General features: G+C 68.8%; 13 protein-coding genes. 4 read left to right on the top strand and 9 right to left on the bottom strand.

Annotated features, from left to right (window positions below):
- Position 1: 1 nt before the first annotated feature.
- Positions 2 to 1,489, top strand: coding sequence for an efflux transporter outer membrane subunit (locus tag ACFPFG_RS03785; RefSeq protein ID WP_380105130.1), 1,488 nt, complete (start codon positions 2 to 4; stop codon positions 1,487 to 1,489).
- Positions 1,490 to 1,559: 70 nt separating this feature from the next.
- On the opposite strand, the gene ACFPFG_RS03780 is transcribed toward ACFPFG_RS03785, so the two are convergent.
- The 4 genes from ACFPFG_RS03780 to ACFPFG_RS03765 form a co-directional block, all read right to left on the bottom strand.
- Positions 1,560 to 2,834: an acyl-CoA dehydrogenase family protein gene (locus ACFPFG_RS03780; RefSeq protein WP_183019239.1), complete on the bottom strand. Its 1,275-nt coding sequence runs from the start codon at positions 2,832 to 2,834 to the stop codon at positions 1,560 to 1,562.
- 78 nt (positions 2,835 to 2,912) lie between these two features.
- Positions 2,913 to 3,998 carry a phosphotransferase gene (locus tag ACFPFG_RS03775; RefSeq protein ID WP_183019240.1) on the bottom strand — a complete coding sequence of 362 codons (1,086 nt, stop codon included), beginning with the start codon at positions 3,996 to 3,998 and terminating at the stop codon, positions 2,913 to 2,915.
- 151 nt (positions 3,999 to 4,149) lie between these two features.
- Positions 4,150 to 4,869 carry a Crp/Fnr family transcriptional regulator gene (locus tag ACFPFG_RS03770; protein WP_012205125.1) on the bottom strand — a complete coding sequence of 240 codons (720 nt, stop codon included), beginning with the start codon at positions 4,867 to 4,869 and terminating at the stop codon, positions 4,150 to 4,152.
- Positions 4,870 to 5,039: 170 nt separating this feature from the next.
- Positions 5,040 to 6,578 carry a 3-hydroxyacyl-CoA dehydrogenase gene (locus ACFPFG_RS03765; protein WP_380105127.1) on the bottom strand — a complete coding sequence of 513 codons (1,539 nt, stop codon included), beginning with the start codon at positions 6,576 to 6,578 and terminating at the stop codon, positions 5,040 to 5,042.
- Between the two features lie 121 nt (positions 6,579 to 6,699).
- Here ACFPFG_RS03765 and ACFPFG_RS03760 point away from each other — a divergent pair, with 121 nt between their 5' ends.
- Complete coding sequence (locus ACFPFG_RS03760; RefSeq protein WP_380105125.1) at positions 6,700 to 9,315, top strand: type IV pilus assembly protein FimV; 2,616 nt, start codon at positions 6,700 to 6,702, stop codon at positions 9,313 to 9,315.
- A gap of 58 nt (positions 9,316 to 9,373) precedes the next feature.
- Here the strand turns inward: ACFPFG_RS03760 and thiE are convergent, their stop codons facing one another.
- From thiE to ACFPFG_RS03740, 4 genes are all read right to left on the bottom strand, one after another.
- Positions 9,374 to 10,297 carry a thiamine phosphate synthase gene (gene thiE / locus ACFPFG_RS03755; protein ID WP_380105123.1) on the bottom strand — a complete coding sequence of 308 codons (924 nt, stop codon included), beginning with the start codon at positions 10,295 to 10,297 and terminating at the stop codon, positions 9,374 to 9,376.
- Positions 10,298 to 10,308: 11 nt separating this feature from the next.
- Complete coding sequence (locus ACFPFG_RS03750; protein WP_183020401.1) at positions 10,309 to 11,118, bottom strand: thiazole synthase; 810 nt, start codon at positions 11,116 to 11,118, stop codon at positions 10,309 to 10,311.
- A gap of 32 nt (positions 11,119 to 11,150) precedes the next feature.
- Complete coding sequence (thiS, locus tag ACFPFG_RS03745) at positions 11,151 to 11,348, bottom strand: sulfur carrier protein ThiS (protein ID WP_183020402.1); 198 nt, start codon at positions 11,346 to 11,348, stop codon at positions 11,151 to 11,153.
- A gap of 119 nt (positions 11,349 to 11,467) precedes the next feature.
- Complete coding sequence (locus tag ACFPFG_RS03740; protein WP_380105121.1) at positions 11,468 to 12,586, bottom strand: FAD-dependent oxidoreductase; 1,119 nt, start codon at positions 12,584 to 12,586, stop codon at positions 11,468 to 11,470.
- A gap of 354 nt (positions 12,587 to 12,940) precedes the next feature.
- On the opposite strand from ACFPFG_RS03740, the gene thiD reads away from it, so the two are divergent.
- Entirely contained in the window at positions 12,941 to 13,822 is an 882-nt protein-coding gene (thiD, locus tag ACFPFG_RS03735; RefSeq protein WP_034392653.1) for a bifunctional hydroxymethylpyrimidine kinase/phosphomethylpyrimidine kinase, read from the top strand.
- A 34-nt stretch (positions 13,823 to 13,856) separates the two neighbouring features.
- Here thiD and ACFPFG_RS03730 read toward each other — a convergent pair whose 3' ends face one another.
- Entirely contained in the window at positions 13,857 to 14,333 is a 477-nt protein-coding gene (locus ACFPFG_RS03730; RefSeq protein ID WP_380105119.1) for an SH3 domain-containing protein, read from the bottom strand.
- Positions 14,334 to 14,528: 195 nt separating this feature from the next.
- On the opposite strand from ACFPFG_RS03730, the gene ACFPFG_RS03725 reads away from it, so the two are divergent.
- Positions 14,529 to 15,293 (top strand): ankyrin repeat domain-containing protein, encoded by a 765-nt coding sequence (locus ACFPFG_RS03725; RefSeq protein WP_197956555.1) that lies wholly within the window; start codon positions 14,529 to 14,531, stop codon positions 15,291 to 15,293.
- Positions 15,294 to 15,390: the final 97 nt, after the last annotated feature.

The following is a 15,390-nucleotide window of genomic DNA, read 5'->3' as shown; positions in this document are numbered from 1 at the left end:
GATGAAAGACATGAGCAACAAGACAATGTGCTGGGCGCCAATGCGTCGGGAGCCTGTGCGCCATGCCCGCCTGGGCTGCATCGCCCTGGCCCTGGCGGCCCTGGGCGGATGCGCCGCGCAGCAGACGGTGCCGGACAGGGAGGCGCCTGCGCTGGCCGCTTCCTGGAAGCAGCAGGGCGAAGCCGTCCCTGCCTCCGTCTCGCCGCAGTGGTGGCAGGCCTTTGGCAGTGCGGAGCTGGGCGGCATGGTGCAGGCCGCCCAGGACCAGAGCCTGGACATGGCCGCCGCCATGGCCCGCGTGCGCCAGGCCGAGGCGGCCACGCGCCAGGCGGGCGCGGCGCTGCTGCCCTCGCTCAATGGCGAGCTGCGCGCCCAGCGCATGAACCATGCACAGGTGTCAGGCGGGCAGGCCAGCGTCTACGGCGCCGCGCTGACGGCCTCGTACGAGGTGGACTTCTGGGGCCGCAACCGCGCCACGCGCGATGCGGCGGCGGCGGCCTGGCAGGCCAGCCGGTTCGACCAGGACACGGTGCGCCTGACGGTCACCGCCCAGGTGGCCCATGGCTGGCTGCAGGCCGTGGCGCTGCGCGAGCGCCAGGCCATTGCGGCGCGCAACGTGGCCAATGCCGAGCGGCTGCTGGGCCTGGTGGACTCGCGTGCACGTGCCGGTGCCGCCACCCAGCTGGAGCTGGCCCAGCAGCGGGGCCTGGTGGCCAGCCAGCGCCAGGCCCTGGCCACGCTGCGCCGCCAGGGCGAGGATGCCGATGCCGCGCTGGCCGTGCTGCTGGGCCAGGCCCGGCGCCCTGCGCTGGCCACGGACTCGCTGCAGGCCCTGCAACTGCCCGAGATCGGCGCAGGCCTGCCCACGCAACTGCTGCAGCGCCGCCCGGACGTTGCCAATGCCGAAGCGCAGCTGGCCGCCGCCAGCGCCAACCTGCAGGCTGCGCGCGCTGCACTATGGCCCCGGCTGACCCTCACGGGCAGCGCGGGCACCAGCGCGGGCCGCGCCAGCGACTGGCTGCGCGAGCCGGTCTATTCGCTGCTGGCCGGACTGGCCGGCCCCATCTTCGACGGCGGCCGTCTGGCGGCAGAGCGCGATGGCGCCCAGGCCCGGCGCGAGGAGCTGCTGGCCGGCTATTACAAGTCCATCGTCGCGGCCTATGGCGATGTGGACCTGGCGCTCAACGCCGTCCACGGCCTGAAGGCCCAGGCCGAGGCCCAGGCCGAGGTGCTGGCCCAGGCCCGCCAGGCCGTGTCGCTGGCCGAGCTGCGCTACAAGGCCGGGGCGGAAAGCCTGCTGTCCCTGCTGCAGGCCCAGACCACGCTGTACGCGGCGCAGGACGACGCCGTGCTGCAGCGCCTGCTGCAGCTGCAGGCGCGCGTGGCGCTGTACCGGGCGCTGGGCGGTGGCTGGGAGCCGCCTGCCCTGGGCACTGAAATGCCGGAAAGGCAGGCACAAAAAAGCCAGGGGGCATTGCCACCTGGCTGAGAGGGGAGGGCCAGGGCCGCCACCCGGTCCTGCCGGGTGTGCGGCCTGAGGCCTCAGGCTTGAAGCCTGCTCAGCTGCCGCGCGTGATGGGCACGCCGGCATCCTTGCCGTAGGCGCCGTACTTGCCCAGCTCCCACTTGGCGATGGCGTTGCGGTGCACTTCGTCCGGGCCGTCGGCAAAGCGCAGCGTGCGCGCGTGGGCGTAGGCGCTGGCCAGCGGGAAGTCGTCGCTCATGCCGCCGCCGCCGTGCACCTGCATGGCCCAGTCGATGACCTGGCAGGCCATGCTGGGGGCCACGACCTTGATCATGGCGATCTCGCTGCGTGCCACCTTGTTGCCGGCAATGTCCATCAGCCAGGCGGCCTTGAGCGTGAGCAGGCGCGCCATGTCGATGCGGCAGCGCGCCTCGGCGATGCGTTCCTGCGTCACGGTCTGCTGGGCCACGCTCTTGCCGAAGGCGATGCGCGAGCTGGCGCGCTTGCACATCAGCTCCAGCGCGCGCTCGGCCAGGCCGATCAGGCGCATGCAGTGGTGGATGCGGCCGGGGCCAAGGCGGCCCTGGGCGATCTCGAAGCCACGGCCCTCGCCCAGCAGGATGTTGCCCACGGGCACGCGCACGTTCTCGAAGTACATCTCCATGTGGCCGTGCGGCGCATCGTCATAGCCCATGACGTTGAGCGGTCGCACGATGCGGATGCCGGGCGCGTCGCCGGGCACGATGATCATGCTTTGCTGCGAGTGCTTGGGCGCATCGGGGTCGGTCTTGCCCATGGTGATGAAGACCTGGCAGCGCGGATCGCCGGCACCCGAGATCCACCACTTGTGGCCGTTGATCACGTACTCGTCGCCCTGGCGCTCGATGCGGGTGCAGATGTTGGTGGCGTCGGAGGAGGCAACCTCGGGTTCCGTCATGGCGAAGGCCGAGCGGATCTTGCCCTCCAGCAGCGGCTTGAGCCAGCGCTCCTTGAGTTCGGTGCTGCCGTAGCGTGCAATGGTCTCCATGTTGCCGGTGTCGGGCGCCGAGCAGTTGAACACTTCGCTGGACCATGGCACGCGGCCCATGATCTCGGCCAGCGGCGCGTATTCCTGGTTGGTCAGGCCGCCGCCCTTGTAGCCTGCGGCCTCGGCGCTGTCCACGGGCAGGAACAGGTTCCACAGGCCTTGCTCCCGGGCCTTGAGCTTGAGCTTCTCGATGGTCTGCAGCGGCGTCCAGCGCTTGCCTGCGGCGGTGTTGGCCTCCATCTCGGCGGCATAGTCCTTTTCGCCGGGATAGATGTGCTCGTCCATGAACTTCAGCAGGCGTTCCTGCAGGTCCTTGGTCTTGGGCGAATATTCAAAGTCCATGGATGCGCTCCTTCTCTTGGCTTGTCGCTTGTGGTGGAAACGGGGTGATCGGTGAGTGATGGGGCAGGTCTGGATGGCTCAGCTGCGCTGGGCAAAGGACCAGGCCAGCTCGGCCATGGGCCGGGCGGTGTCGCCCGAGGCCTTGGCCTGGGCGCTGGAGGCCGTGCCGGCCTCCACGCGCTTGGCGATGCCTTGCAGGATGGCCGCGATGCGGAACATGTTGTAGGCCATGTAGAAGTTCCAGTCGGCGCGCAGCGTGTCCACGTCCTTGAGGCCCGTGCGCTCGCAGTAGCGGCGGATGTATTCCTCTTCGCCCGGAATGCCCAGGGCCGCCAGGTCCTTGCCTGCGATGCCCCGGCCCAGCGTGGCCGGGATGTGCCAGCTCATGCAGTGGTAGCTGAAGTCGGCCAGCGGGTGGCCCAGGGTGGACAGCTCCCAGTCCAGCACGGCGATGACGCGCGGCTCGGTGGGGTGGAACATGAGGTTGTCCAGGCGGAAGTCGCCGTGCACGATGGACACGCGCGAGGCATCCAGCGCGCTGGCCGGCATGTGGGCGGGCAGCCACTGCATGAGCTTGTCCATCTCGGGGATGGGCTGGGTGACCGAGGCCACGTACTGCTTGCTCCAGCGGCCGATCTGGCGCTCGAAGTAGTTGCCGCTCTTGCCGTAGTCGGCCAGGCCCTGGGCCGCGAAGTCCACGGTGTGCAGGGCCGAGATCACGCGGTTCATCTCGTCGTAGATGGCTGCGCGCTGTGCCGGCTCCATGCCGGGCAGGGACTGGTCCCAGAGCACGCGGCCTTCCATGCACTCCATGATGTAGAAGGCGCGGCCGATGATGGACTCGTCCTCGCACAGCGCATACATGTGGGGCACGGGCACGTCGGTGCCGGCCAGGCCCTTCATCACGCGGAACTCGCGCTCGATGGCATGGGCCGAGGGCAGCAGCTTGGCCACGGGGCCGGGCTTGGAGCGCATCACGTAGCTGCGGCCCGGGGTGATCAGCTTGTAGGTGGGGTTGGACTGGCCGCCCTTGAACATCTCCACCTGCAGCGGGCCGGCAAAGCCCTGCACATGGCCCTGCATCCAGGCGGTGAGCGCGGGCACGTCGAATGCGTGCTGGTCGGAGACGGGGCGCGTGCCTACGAAATGGTCGAAAGTGCTCATGGGGCAGTCAGTCCTGTGATCGGTTCGGAAACCGGTTCTAGAAAGGGGAGCAGCCGCGCGGCACGGGCGCGGCAAGGCACCGGCCGGCGCGAGCGTCCGGTCGGTGAAGGAAAGGGTTGTGTGTACGCGGCGCGGTGGGGGCCGCGCAGGTTCAGGCGTCGGGCGCGGCGATGCGCAGCAGCGTGTCGCGGTCGCAGACCACCAGGCCGCCGGGCTCGATGCGGATGGCGTTCTCGCGCTCCATGGCCTTGAGTTCCTGGTTCACGCGCTGGCGCGAGGCGCCCAGCAACTGGGCCAGTTCCTCCTGCGCCAGGTGCAGGCCGATGCGGATCTCGCTGCCATCCGACAGGCTGGTCACGCCGTAGCTGCGCACCAGGTGCAGCAGCTGCTTGGCCAGGCGCGCGCGCAGCGGCAGGGTGTTGAGGTCCTCGACCAGGCCGTAGAGCTGGCGGATGCGCCGTGCATGCAGGCGCAGCATGGCTTCCGAGAACTCCACATGCATGGACAGGATTTTCTTGAAGTCGGTCTTGGACACGCACAGCAGCGTGGTCTCGCCGTGCGCATAGGCATCGTGCGTGCGCTTGTCCCCGTCCAGGATGGCCACGTCGCCGAACCAGATGCCCGGCTCCACGTAGTCCAGCGTGATCTGCTTGCCCGTGATCGAGGTCGAACTCACGCGCACCGCACCCCGGGCGCAGGCGATCCATTCCTCGGGCGGTTCTCCGCGTGCGCAGATGAGCGTGCCATCTTTGAACCGTTTGACGTAAGCGCATCGAAGAATGTCGTGCCGAAGCGATGGAGAAAGTGATGAAAACCAGCGACCGGAATTGATCGCTTCACGTTCTTCGATGGTAAGAATCGGGTCGTCCATGGCCTGTCTTTTGCGTGACTGATGACGGTCACATTGTCGCGTGTGGGACCGCCGCGGCGCAGCATGCCGCCAGCGGGCCTGTCACTTCGGTGTCTGGGCCTGCCGAAAACGGGGCAGGGCGGCGAAAAAAAGGCGACCCGTCGTGCGTCGGGTCGCCGGCTTTGCAGGGCTTATGGCTCCTCGTGCGTGAGGCTCAGCCCCAGCGCGCCACGGCGGCGCAGCCAGGGGCTGGGGCGATAGCGCGGGTCGCCGTAGACGGTCTGCAGGTTGAACAGGACCTCCAGCATGTTGGTGGGGCCCCAGCGGTCGCCCATGGCCAGCGGGCCCACGGGATAGCCCAGGCCCAGGGTCACGGCCTTTTCCAGGTCGGCCGGGCTGCCGATGCCCTGCTGGCAGATGTCGCTGGCGATGTTGACGATGGAGCCCACCACGCGCTGCGTGACGAAGCCGCCGCTGTCGCGGATCACGCTGACGGCCTTGCCGTCGCTCGCAAAAAGCGCATGGGCCGCATCGCGCATGTCGGTGCGCGTGGCCGGCGTGGTGGCCAGCACGCGGCGGCGCGTGTCGGTGTCGGCGATCAGCATGTCGATGCCCATGGTGCGCGTGCAGTCCAGCCGCTCCACGGCAGCCACCGTGGTCACGTCCAGGCCCAGCGGCGCCACCAGGATCAAGGCCTGCTCGGTCGGTGCCTGCGCGGTTTCAATGCGTGCGCCCAGGCTCTTGAGCAACTGGTAGATCTCGTTGCGCCGGGCCGCGCGTGCGGACACCCAGACTGGTGGCAGCGTCTGCACCTGCGGCACGGCAGGCTCGGCAGGCTGCTCGGCGCGGCCTTCGGCATAGCGGTAAAAGCCCTGGCCGGTCTTGCGGCCCAGCAGGCCGGCCGCCACGCGCTGCGCGGCAATGGGGCTGGGGCGGTAGCGCGGTTCCTGGTAGTACTGGTGGTAGATGTGCTCCATCACGGCATGGGTGACATCCAGGCCGGTGAGATCCATCAGCTCGAACGGGCCGAGCTTGAATCCCACCTGGTCACGCAGGATGCGGTCGATGGTGGCGAAGTCCGCAATGCCTTCCTGCACGATACGCAGCGCCTCGGTCACGTAGCCGCGGCCCAGGTGGTTGACCAGAAAGCCCGGCGTGTCCTGCGCCCGCACCGGCGTGTGGCCGAAGCTGCGTGCAAACTGCGCCAGCGTGGCGCAGGTGGCTTCGTCCGTGGCCAGGCCGCGCACGATCTCCACCACCTTCATCAGCGGCGCCGGGTTGAAGAAGTGAAAGCCGGCAAAGCGCTGCGGATGGCGCAGCGCCGTCGCTAGCGTGGTGATGGACAGGGCCGAGGTGTTGCTGGCGATGATGGTGCCGTGCGGGACGATGGTTTCCAGCTCGCGCAGCAGCGCCTGCTTGGCGTCCATGCGCTCGACAATGGCCTCGATCACCAGATCGCAGTTCTTGAAGGCATCAAGGCCATCCGCCACCGTCAGTCGGGCCCTGCAATCTGCGGCCTGCTCACTTGTTATTTTTTGTTTCTTCTCAAGCATGTCCCAAAGCGCAAGCAGCTGTTGCTGCGCTTGCGCGGCAGCGCCCGGGCGCGCGTCCTGCAGCAGCACGCTGACGCCTGCCTGGGCGGCCAGCTGGGCAATGCCTTGTCTCATGATGCCTGCGCCTATCAATCCGATGTTCCTGATAGTAGAAATGTTGTTTTGGATCATATACATAGAGGAGGTGTCCTACAGGTGTCTATGCAAAAATGCAAGCGTTCAAAGAAAGGCTGATGTGAGAATTTGTAGCACCATTCTCGGCGTCGCCCTGTCCTCCATGGCCTGGAACGCGTCCGCATTGTCGTTGGGCAGTCCCCGGGGCAACGTGGTGCTGGGCGCTCCGTTCGACCTGGTGGTGGGCCTGCAGCCCGACAGCGGCAACGATGCCGGCAGCTCCTGCGTGCGCGCCGAGCTGCTGGCCGGTGACAGGCCCATCGAATCCTCGCGCGTGCGCGTCAGCCCGACCTCGTCGGGCAAGGCTGTGCGGGTGCAGTCCAGCTATACGGTGGACGAGCCCGTCGTGACGCTCAAGCTGTGGGCGGGCTGCGAAGGTGGCATCAGCCGCAGCTACACGCTGCTGGCGCAACTGCCGGATTCGGTGGGCGCCGCAGGCAACCAGCCGATCAACGTGCGTGAACTGGCAGCGGCGCAGCCTGCGCTGCCGGCCGTGGGCGCCGCTGGTGTTGCAGGCACCGCTTCTGAATCTTCTTCGACGCCCTCCCGCGCGGCCACTGGCCGCAGTGCGCGGTCGGATGTCCGGCCAGCCACGGCGCCCGCTCCCAAGGAGGCGCAGCTCCAGCCCAAACCAAAGCCCAAGCCGAAACCCAAGGCCGTGGCCGAAAAGTCCAAGCCTCCCGTGGGCGTGACCGCCCAGGCCCAGGCCGGGCAATTGCAGGCGGGCCTGCGCATCGAGCCGCGGCTGCGCATGGAGCCGGTGGAGGAGTGGCTGGGAACGGGCGGCACGCCGGGTGCCCCTGGCGCAGCCGCTGCAACGGGTGCTGCCGAAGGCGGCGCAGCGCCTGCGCCCTTCATTCCCGATGCCAACAGCGAGCAACTGGCCGAGGCCAACAAGCGCGTGCAGGCGCTGGAGGCCGAGATGGCGGCCTTCAAAAAGCGGGACGGCGTGGACCGCGGGCAACTGGCCCAGTTGCGGGCCGAACTGGACGCAATGCGCCAGGAATCCGGCGGCTCATCCTGGCTGTTCAATGCGCTGTTGCTGGCCCTGATTGCCGCCGTGGCCGTGATCGGCTGGATGGCCTGGCGCATGCGCTCGGGCGCTTCGCTGTTCTCGCGCGAGCAGAACGCCTGGCGGGAATCGGTGGAGCGTTCGTCGCAGGACCCCGTGCCGTCGACCCCGCCGCATTCGCGCGATGACGAGATCAACACCCTGCCGCATTCCCTGGATCCCCATAGACCCACGCGGCCCATGGCCCCCAGTCTGCGTGATCACCGGCCTGCGGCACCGCAGCAGGACGACCGCCGGGGACCGGATACCCTGGCTTCGCCCTATGTGCAGCGCGGCGCCCAGATGCGCCCCGGCGTGACCTACGAGCTGCATGAGGATGTGGACCCCGGCGACTTCGGCCCGGCCACCGTTCCCGTGCCTGTGTCCGTGCATGCCGAGCTGGGAACCGAGCCTGCGCCGCAGGCCCCGGCACTTGCGTCCATGTCTGCGCCCGAGGCCATCAAGGCCAGGCGCATGGTGCAGCCCGGCGAACTGTTCGACGTGCAGCAACAGGCGGAATTCTTCATCTCGGTGGGCGAGCACCAGCAGGCCATCGAACTGCTGCGCTCGCATATCGACACGCATGAGGATTCCTCGCCGCTGGCCTATCTGGAGCTGCTGCACCTGTACTACACGTTGAGCCGCCGCGACGATTTCGACCAGCTGCGCGCGCGTTTTGCCAAGCATTTCAACGCCCGTGTGCCGGCCATGCCGGGCTTCACCGACAAGGGCAGCAGCCTGCTGCAGGGCTATCCCGAGCAACTGGCACGCATCGAGGCCCTGTGGCCCGTGGACGAAGTCGAAGTCTGTCTGGCGCACTACCTGTTCAAGCAGGACGGTGCCCCCGACCCCGATGCGCCTGCCCCCTTCGATCTGGCCGCCTTCGACGACCTGCTGCTGCTGCTGTCCATTGCGCGCACCTCTCCTGCCGGGACGCGCGGCGAACCCGGCCCGCGCGAGCGCACCACGCCGCGCATGGTGGCGGCCACTGCAGCGGCCTTCACGCCGGCCGCAGAACCTGCGCAGGCTCCTGCATCCACGCCCACGCCCACGGGCGTGGACTGGATGGCCGAACTGCGGCCGCCGATAGAACCTGCACAGCAGCCGGCCTCCCTGACGCCGCAGGAGCCGGGCCTGGAGTTCACCCCCATGGACACGCTGCCGCTGTCCACGGGTGCCGTCGGCGGCGGCGACAAGCCTGCGGGCAGCAGCGCACCGGACTCTTTGTCCGCACCGCTGCACTTCGAACTGCAGCCCCTGAACTTCGATCTGGAGCAGGCCGGCCAACTGCCCGCAGGCCAGGTGCGTGCCCTGCCCCTGGGCGAGGCGCCTTCCTTCATCCACGATGAGTCGGCACCGCTGCTGGACATAGACCTCACGGACCTGGGCGAGAATGAGCTGCCGCATGTCGATGTGCCCTCGCGCTTTCCGCCCGTGGCGCTGTCGGTGCCCGGCTCGGGTGCCGTGGGTTTCAGCAGTCACAATCTCAAGGCGCCGCTGGACATGGACCTGGCGCTGGACCAGTGGGAGCTGGAGCCGCCCGGCACCGTGCGTGAGCACCGTGGCCTGGACGAGCCGCTGGGCCGCTCGGTGGACATGCTGCTGTCGCGCGAGACCGATCCGGCCTTTCGCACCTCACCACAGGCCCCGTCGCCGCAGGCAGACGACAAGGAACCGCCCAAGGGATGAGGCAGTGCAAAAAAAGGGAGCATCTGCTCCCTTTTTTGTTGGGGTGCCCAGCAAGAACTCAGTCTGCAGCGTGCATGCCTGCGAGCAGCTGATGCGCCGCCGCTTCCGGATCCTCTGCATTGACCAGCGCCCGCACCACGGCCACCGAGCCCACGCCCGTGGCGCGCACGGCCGGGAACTGGTCGGCCGAGATGCCGCCTATGGCCACCAGCGGATAGCGCTGCATCAGGCGCACATAGGCGCCCAGGCGCGCCAGGCCCTGAGGGGCCGTGGCCATTTTCTTGAGCGTGGTGGGGAAGACTGCGCCCAGTGCGATATAGCTGGGCTGCACGGCATGGGCACGCACCATTTCGGCATAGCCATGCGTGCTCACGCCCAGGCGCAGGCCCGAGGCGTGGATGGCCTGCAGGTCGGCGCCGGCCAGCGCGTCCAGGTCTTCCTGGCCTACATGCACGCCATAGGCGCCGGCATCGATGGCCTCGCGCCAGTGGTCGTTGATGAAGAGCAGGGCGTCCGTGCCTTCCACGGCGGCCACGGCGGCGCGCACTTCGCGCGCGATGGCGTCGCGGTCCTCGGACTTGAAGCGCAATTGCACGGTGGGGACACCGGCGCGGGCCATGCGGCCCACCCATTTCGCATCGGGCAGCACGCCGTACAGGCCCAGGGACCTTGGGCAGTCCGGGAAGGCCAGTGCCGCATCGGCGCCCTCCAGGCCGAAGTCGCGCGGATCGTCGGGCCATAGCGAGGCCTCGAAGCGGCCCCTGCGCAGCGTCTGCGCCTGCCAGGCGCAGGCCAGCGTCTCGGCGTCGATGGCGATGAAGCCCAGCGCGCTGCAGGCCTGCAGCGCCGCAAGATAGGCCGGCTCCTGGCTCCGTGCCTGCGGCACGGGCTGGGAGGGCAGGGCGGAGCCTTCAGGGGCGAAGGTGGCGCCGTGCAGGCGCACGATGGCATCTGCCCAGGACTGGATGGAGTCGTTGCTCATGGCCGGTCTCCTCAGCCGTGGTGCCAGAACGGCGTGCCCAGCACGGGCGTGCTGGGCTGGGCGGCAGATTGCTCGGCCATGGCGCCGGCGCGGTGGGCGGCGTGGCCGGCGTTCACGGCATCGGCAAAGGCGCCGGCCATGGCCACCGGGTCTTCGGACAGGGCCACGGCCGTGTTCAGCAGCACGGCGTCATAGCCCCATTCCATGACCTGGCAGGCATGCGAGGGCCGGCCCAGGCCCGCATCCACGATCAGCGGCACCTTCAGTCGCTCGCGCAGCGTCTGCATGGCGTAGGGGTTGACGGGGCCGCGGCCCGTGCCGATGGGCGCTGCCCAGGGCATGACGGCCTGGCAGCCCGCATCCACCAGGCGCTGGCACAGCACCAGGTCCTCGGTGGTGTAGGGCAGGACCTGGAAGCCGTCCTTGATGAGGATGGAGGCGGCCTCGACCAGGTTCAGCGTGTCGGGCTGCAGCGTGTAGTCGTCGCCGATCAGCTCCAGCTTGATCCAGGGCGTCTCGAAGACCTCGCGCGCCATCTGGGCCGTGGTCACGGCTTCCTGCACGGTCATGCAGCCGGCGGTGTTGGGCAGCACGGGCACGTTGAGCTTTCTGAGCAGCTCCCAGAAGCTGGCGCCGGTCTCGGCGGCATTGCTGCCCTGGCGGCGCAGCGAGGCCGTGACCATGGCCGGGCGGGCACGCTGCACGGCAGCTTCCAGCACGGCGGGCGAGGGGTAGCGGGAGGTGCCCAGCAGCAGGCGGCTGTCAAAGCGCTGGCCGTACAGGACCAGGCTGTCGTCGGAGGGTGAGGCGGAAGTCGTCATGGCGTGAGGCAATGGGAGAGTCGGATGGGGCATCAGCCGCCGGTCACGGGCGAGATCACTTCGAGGCGGTCGCCGTCGTTCAGCGCCTGCTCGGCATAGCGGGCCTTGGGCACGAAGACGGTGTTGATGGCCACGGCAAAGGGCGGGCGCGGCGCAAGCTGGGCCAGCGCGTCGGCCACGGTAGCGCCGTCGCGCAGTTCGGTCGCTTGCTGGTTGATGGTGATGTTCATGGCGGCTGAGGGGAAACGAAAGGCGGGTACGGAGGCTTGTTCGATCTTAGGCAGGGCCGGGTCTGGCGACCCTGCGTGCATGTCCGGTCTGTTGTGCGTGAAAGTGCCGTGCGTGCCGTTCAGGCGGCTGCCCTGTGCTGCGATGGCGCATGCTCGACGGCAACATCGAAGCGGCGGGCCAGTTCGGAATCACCGCCGTCGAGCAGCTCCAGCACCACGTCCAGCATGGCCGGCGCGATCATGAAGCCATGGCGGTACAGGCCGTTGACCTCCATCACGCGCGGCGCGCTCCAGCGCACGGCTGGCAGATTGTCGGGCAGGGTGGGGCGGCACTGGGTGGCGATCTCGACGATGCGGCCCTCGGCAAAACCCGGATGCACGGTGTAGGCGGCACTGAGCAGCTCCAGCGTGGAGCGCACGCTGGCCGGCGACATGTCGTCGGACTCGATCTCGGTGGCGCCGATGACGAAGAGGTGGTCCTCCTTGGGCGCAATGTAGATCGGGTAGCGCGGATGGATCAGGCGCGTGGGCCGCTGCAGCGTGACCTCGGGCGCATGGATGCGCACCACCTCTCCGCGCACGCCGCGCAGCGCAGGCCACTGGCCGCGTGCGCCCAGGCCCCGGCAGTCCAGCACCCAGTCGGGCTGGCCCGGCGTGCCGGGTTGGAAGTCGGCCAGCTCGCGCGGCTGGTTCCAGTGCTGCTCCACGCCCAGGCGGGTCAGCGTGGCGTGGAGCGCGGCCAGCAGCTGGCGATTGTCCAGCTGGCCCTCGCCCTGCAGGTACATGGCCTGGGCAAAGCGCCGCTCCAGCGCGGGCTCGCAGTCGTGCAGAGCCTGGTCGGCCAGCGGCTGCAGCGCGGGAAGGCTGGAGTTGATGCGGCGGTTTTTCTCCAGCAGGCCGAAGAAGCGCTGGGCATCTCCCGCGTCCTGGCGGTGCCAGAGGATGAGGGTGCCGTTTTGCTGGAAGAACACGGGCGCATCGAGCTGGGCCAGCAGTTCGGGCCAGCGCGTCAGGCCGTGCTGGCCCATGCGTACCACGCCCGGCTCGGTGATGGCCGATTCGGCCAGGGGCGCCAGCATGGCGGCTGCCACGCGGGCCGCTGCGCCATCGCCTTCTGGGCCGTGGGCGTCGTATACGGCAATGCCGTGGCCGCGACGGGCCAGCGCCAACGCCAGCAGCCGGCCCATGAGGCCGCCGCCCAGAATGGCGATGCGGGAAGAAGCTTGTAGAACGGACATGTGCATCTGGTGGTCAAGTGCGCCCATGCCCGTGGGACTGCCGGCCGGCTGTCCGCGCACAGGGCATGTGCTGGACAAAACGCGGCGTACCACCCCGATTGATTGAAACTCCCCACGCCAGCATGACCTGGATCGGGTGCAGGGGCACTGCGCGGCAAGATGCCTGTGGTGCAGGCTTGTGCGGCAGGGGGCTGGTCGCCCCGGGGCCCCAGGGTGTTTCTCAGTCACGCATCGGCGAGGCGGGCCAAGCCCTGTTTCACCGACGGGACACCCCTGTTTCGTCCGTCAGCAGGCATTACAGCACATCCCGCAGCTGCCGGTATTGACCATGCGCATGGGTGATAATTTTCGCCCATGACTGCCGACCACTCCCCTTCGACCGCCGCATCCCCCGAACCGGCTCCCGCCGCGCGCAAGCGCTATGCCCGCGTGCTCATCATCGCGGGCTCCGACAGCGGTGGCGGCGCCGGCATACAGGCCGACCTCAAGACCTGCAGCGCCCTGGGCTGCTACGGCATGACGGCCATCACGGCCATCACCGTGCAGAACACGCTGGGCGTCAGCGGCATCCACGGCATTCCCGTGGACATACTGCGCGGCCAGATCGATGCGGTGGTCGAGGACATCGGCGCCGACGCCGTCAAGATCGGCATGCTGGCCACGCCCGAAGTGGTGCAGGTGGTGGCCGATGCCATCCGCCGCCACCAACTGCGCAACGTGGTGCTGGACCCCGTGATGGTGGCCACCAGCGGCGACCGTCTGATCGCGCCGGAAACCGCCTCCGTGCTGGTGCGCGAACTGTTCCCGCTGGCCACCGTGGTCACGCCCAATCTGGACGAGGCGGCGCTGCTGCTGGGCCACTCCATTGATGGCATAGACGCACTGGACGGCGCCGTGCAGGAACTCCTGGCGCTGGGCGCGCCTGCCGCCTTGCTCAAGGGCGGGCACTTGTCGGGCGATCTGGTGGTGGACCTGCTGGGCCATGGCAACGGCCAGCGGCTGCGCCTGCAGTCGCAGCGCATTGCCACGCACAACGGGCACGGCACGGGCTGCACGCTGTCTTCGGCGATTGCCTCTCACCTGGCGCTGGGCCTGCCGCTGGAGGCGGCCGTGGCCCAGGCGCGCGAGTACATCCTGGGCGCGATCGCGGCCGGCGCCGATGTGTTCACGGGCGCCGGCCATGGCCCGCTGAACCACGGCTATGCGCCGCGCGCGCAGGTCGTGGTCAACGGCTGAACGTCCAGCCAGACGTCCAGGTAATCAGCCCAGGTCACCAGCCCCAGGTCAGGCTGCGCGCCACCCAGCCCTTTTGGCCGTTGTCGCGCTGGACCTGGGCCCAGGGGCCCTGTTTCCTGAGCGTGCGCACCACTTCCATTTCAGCCAGCTTGCCCACCACGCGATGGTTCTGGCCCGGGCCGGCGCGCAGGTTGGCGGTGCGCCCGGTCACCACCATGTGCGGGGTCTTGCCGGTCAGCGGCGCATGCACCCAGCCCAGCGTGCTCTCGTTGTCCTTGACGCGCAGCCACTGGCCCTTGCGCTGCACCACCTGCAGCGGATAGCCCTTGCCCAGTTCCCACAGCGTGGCCGAGCGGGTGGTGGGCTGCTGCCGCACATTGACGCTGGCGCCCTTGACGCTGACGAACTCGCGCGCATGGGCGACGGCCGGGGCCAGGGTGGTGGTGAGGACGGCGAGGGCGGTGGCGGCTGCGGCCAGCCAGCGGGTGGCACGGCGTTGATTGCAAGGCACGGGAACGGGTCTCCTTTCGTTTGAGGATGGCTGGCACGCGGAGACTTCCGGCGCGAGCCCATGGAAAGCGCGTGGGATCAGGCGCTGTAGCTATAGTTCCTGAATGAAACTGACGTGCGGCGCCCCGACCTCATGGGGAAGCGGGCAAGCTTGCCTTAAGCTTGCCGCACAACCGTGTTTTCCAGGAGGGCTTGTATGCACCATGCTGTTTCCCGATCCGGCGCCCAGGGCCGGCACGCGGCGATCCTGACGGCCTGTCTTGCGGCGGGACTGGCGGATGCGCAGGCGCAGGAGGCCCAGGCCGTTGCCGCAGCCGCCGAGGGCCGCGATGCGGCCAGGGCGCAGGAGGGTGCGGTGAATCGCCCTGAATTCGGCCCTGCGCTGCTGGCGGCCGCCCAGGCCGGCGAAGCGCTGCAGGTACGCGACTGGCTCAAGCGCGGCGCACCTGTTGATGTGCGTGATCCGCAGGGCAATACGCCGCTGCTGCTGGCCGTGCGCGGCAACCATGTGGAAGTCGCGCGCTCCTTGCTGGTCCACGGGGCCAATCCCAATCTCAAGAACGACCTGCAGGACAGTGCCTATCTGCTGGCCGGCGCCCTGGGCCGGCTGGAGATACTGCGCATGACACTGTCGTATGGTGCCGACCTGCGAAGCACCAACCGCTACGGCGGCACGGCGCTGATCCCCGCCTGCGAGCGTGGCCACGTCGATACCGTGCAGGCCTTGCTGGCCGCTGGTGTCCGGGCCGACCATGTGAACCGGCTGGGCTGGACCTGCCTGCTCGAAGCCGTTTTGCTGGGCGATGGCGGCCCGCGCTACCAGGACATCGTGCGCCAGCTGATCACGGCGAAGGCGGACCTCAGCCTGCCTGACAAGGACGGCATCACTGCCCTGGCCCACGCCCGCCAGCGCAGCCAGCATGAAGTGGAGCGGCTGCTGCAGGAGGCGGGAGCGCGCTGAGCGGCGCCTGCGAAACGCCGCAAACCGGGTCTGGAGCTGCAGAACCGGACGGGTCTGATTGTCCTGGATGTCTATTGATGCAAATGATTGTCATTTA

Origin of the sequence: Delftia deserti (assembly GCF_042653485.1) — a bacterium.
Classification (GTDB): Bacteria; Pseudomonadota; Gammaproteobacteria; order Burkholderiales; family Burkholderiaceae_C; genus Comamonas; species Comamonas acidovorans.
Note: the sequence above shows the minus strand (reverse complement) of the source record. Positions and strands in the feature narration are given on the sequence as shown.

Coding starts and splice junctions, on each gene's coding strand:
- ACFPFG_RS03785 (WP_380105130.1), top strand. CDS start 2: ATGAAAGACATGAGCAACAAGACAATGTGCTGGGCGCCAATGCGTCGG.
- ACFPFG_RS03780 (WP_183019239.1), bottom strand. CDS start 2,834: ATGGACTTTGAATATTCGCCCAAGACCAAGGACCTGCAGGAACGCCTG.
- ACFPFG_RS03775 (WP_183019240.1), bottom strand. CDS start 3,998: ATGAGCACTTTCGACCATTTCGTAGGCACGCGCCCCGTCTCCGACCAG.
- ACFPFG_RS03770 (WP_012205125.1), bottom strand. CDS start 4,869: ATGGACGACCCGATTCTTACCATCGAAGAACGTGAAGCGATCAATTCC.
- ACFPFG_RS03765 (WP_380105127.1), bottom strand. CDS start 6,578: ATGTATATGATCCAAAACAACATTTCTACTATCAGGAACATCGGATTG.
- thiE (WP_380105123.1), bottom strand. CDS start 10,297: ATGAGCAACGACTCCATCCAGTCCTGGGCAGATGCCATCGTGCGCCTG.
- ACFPFG_RS03750 (WP_183020401.1), bottom strand. CDS start 11,118: ATGACGACTTCCGCCTCACCCTCCGACGACAGCCTGGTCCTGTACGGC.
- thiS (WP_183020402.1), bottom strand. CDS start 11,348: ATGAACATCACCATCAACCAGCAAGCGACCGAACTGCGCGACGGCGCT.
- ACFPFG_RS03740 (WP_380105121.1), bottom strand. CDS start 12,586: ATGTCCGTTCTACAAGCTTCTTCCCGCATCGCCATTCTGGGCGGCGGC.
- thiD (WP_034392653.1), top strand. CDS start 12,941: ATGACTGCCGACCACTCCCCTTCGACCGCCGCATCCCCCGAACCGGCT.
- ACFPFG_RS03725 (WP_197956555.1), top strand. CDS start 14,529: ATGCACCATGCTGTTTCCCGATCCGGCGCCCAGGGCCGGCACGCGGCG.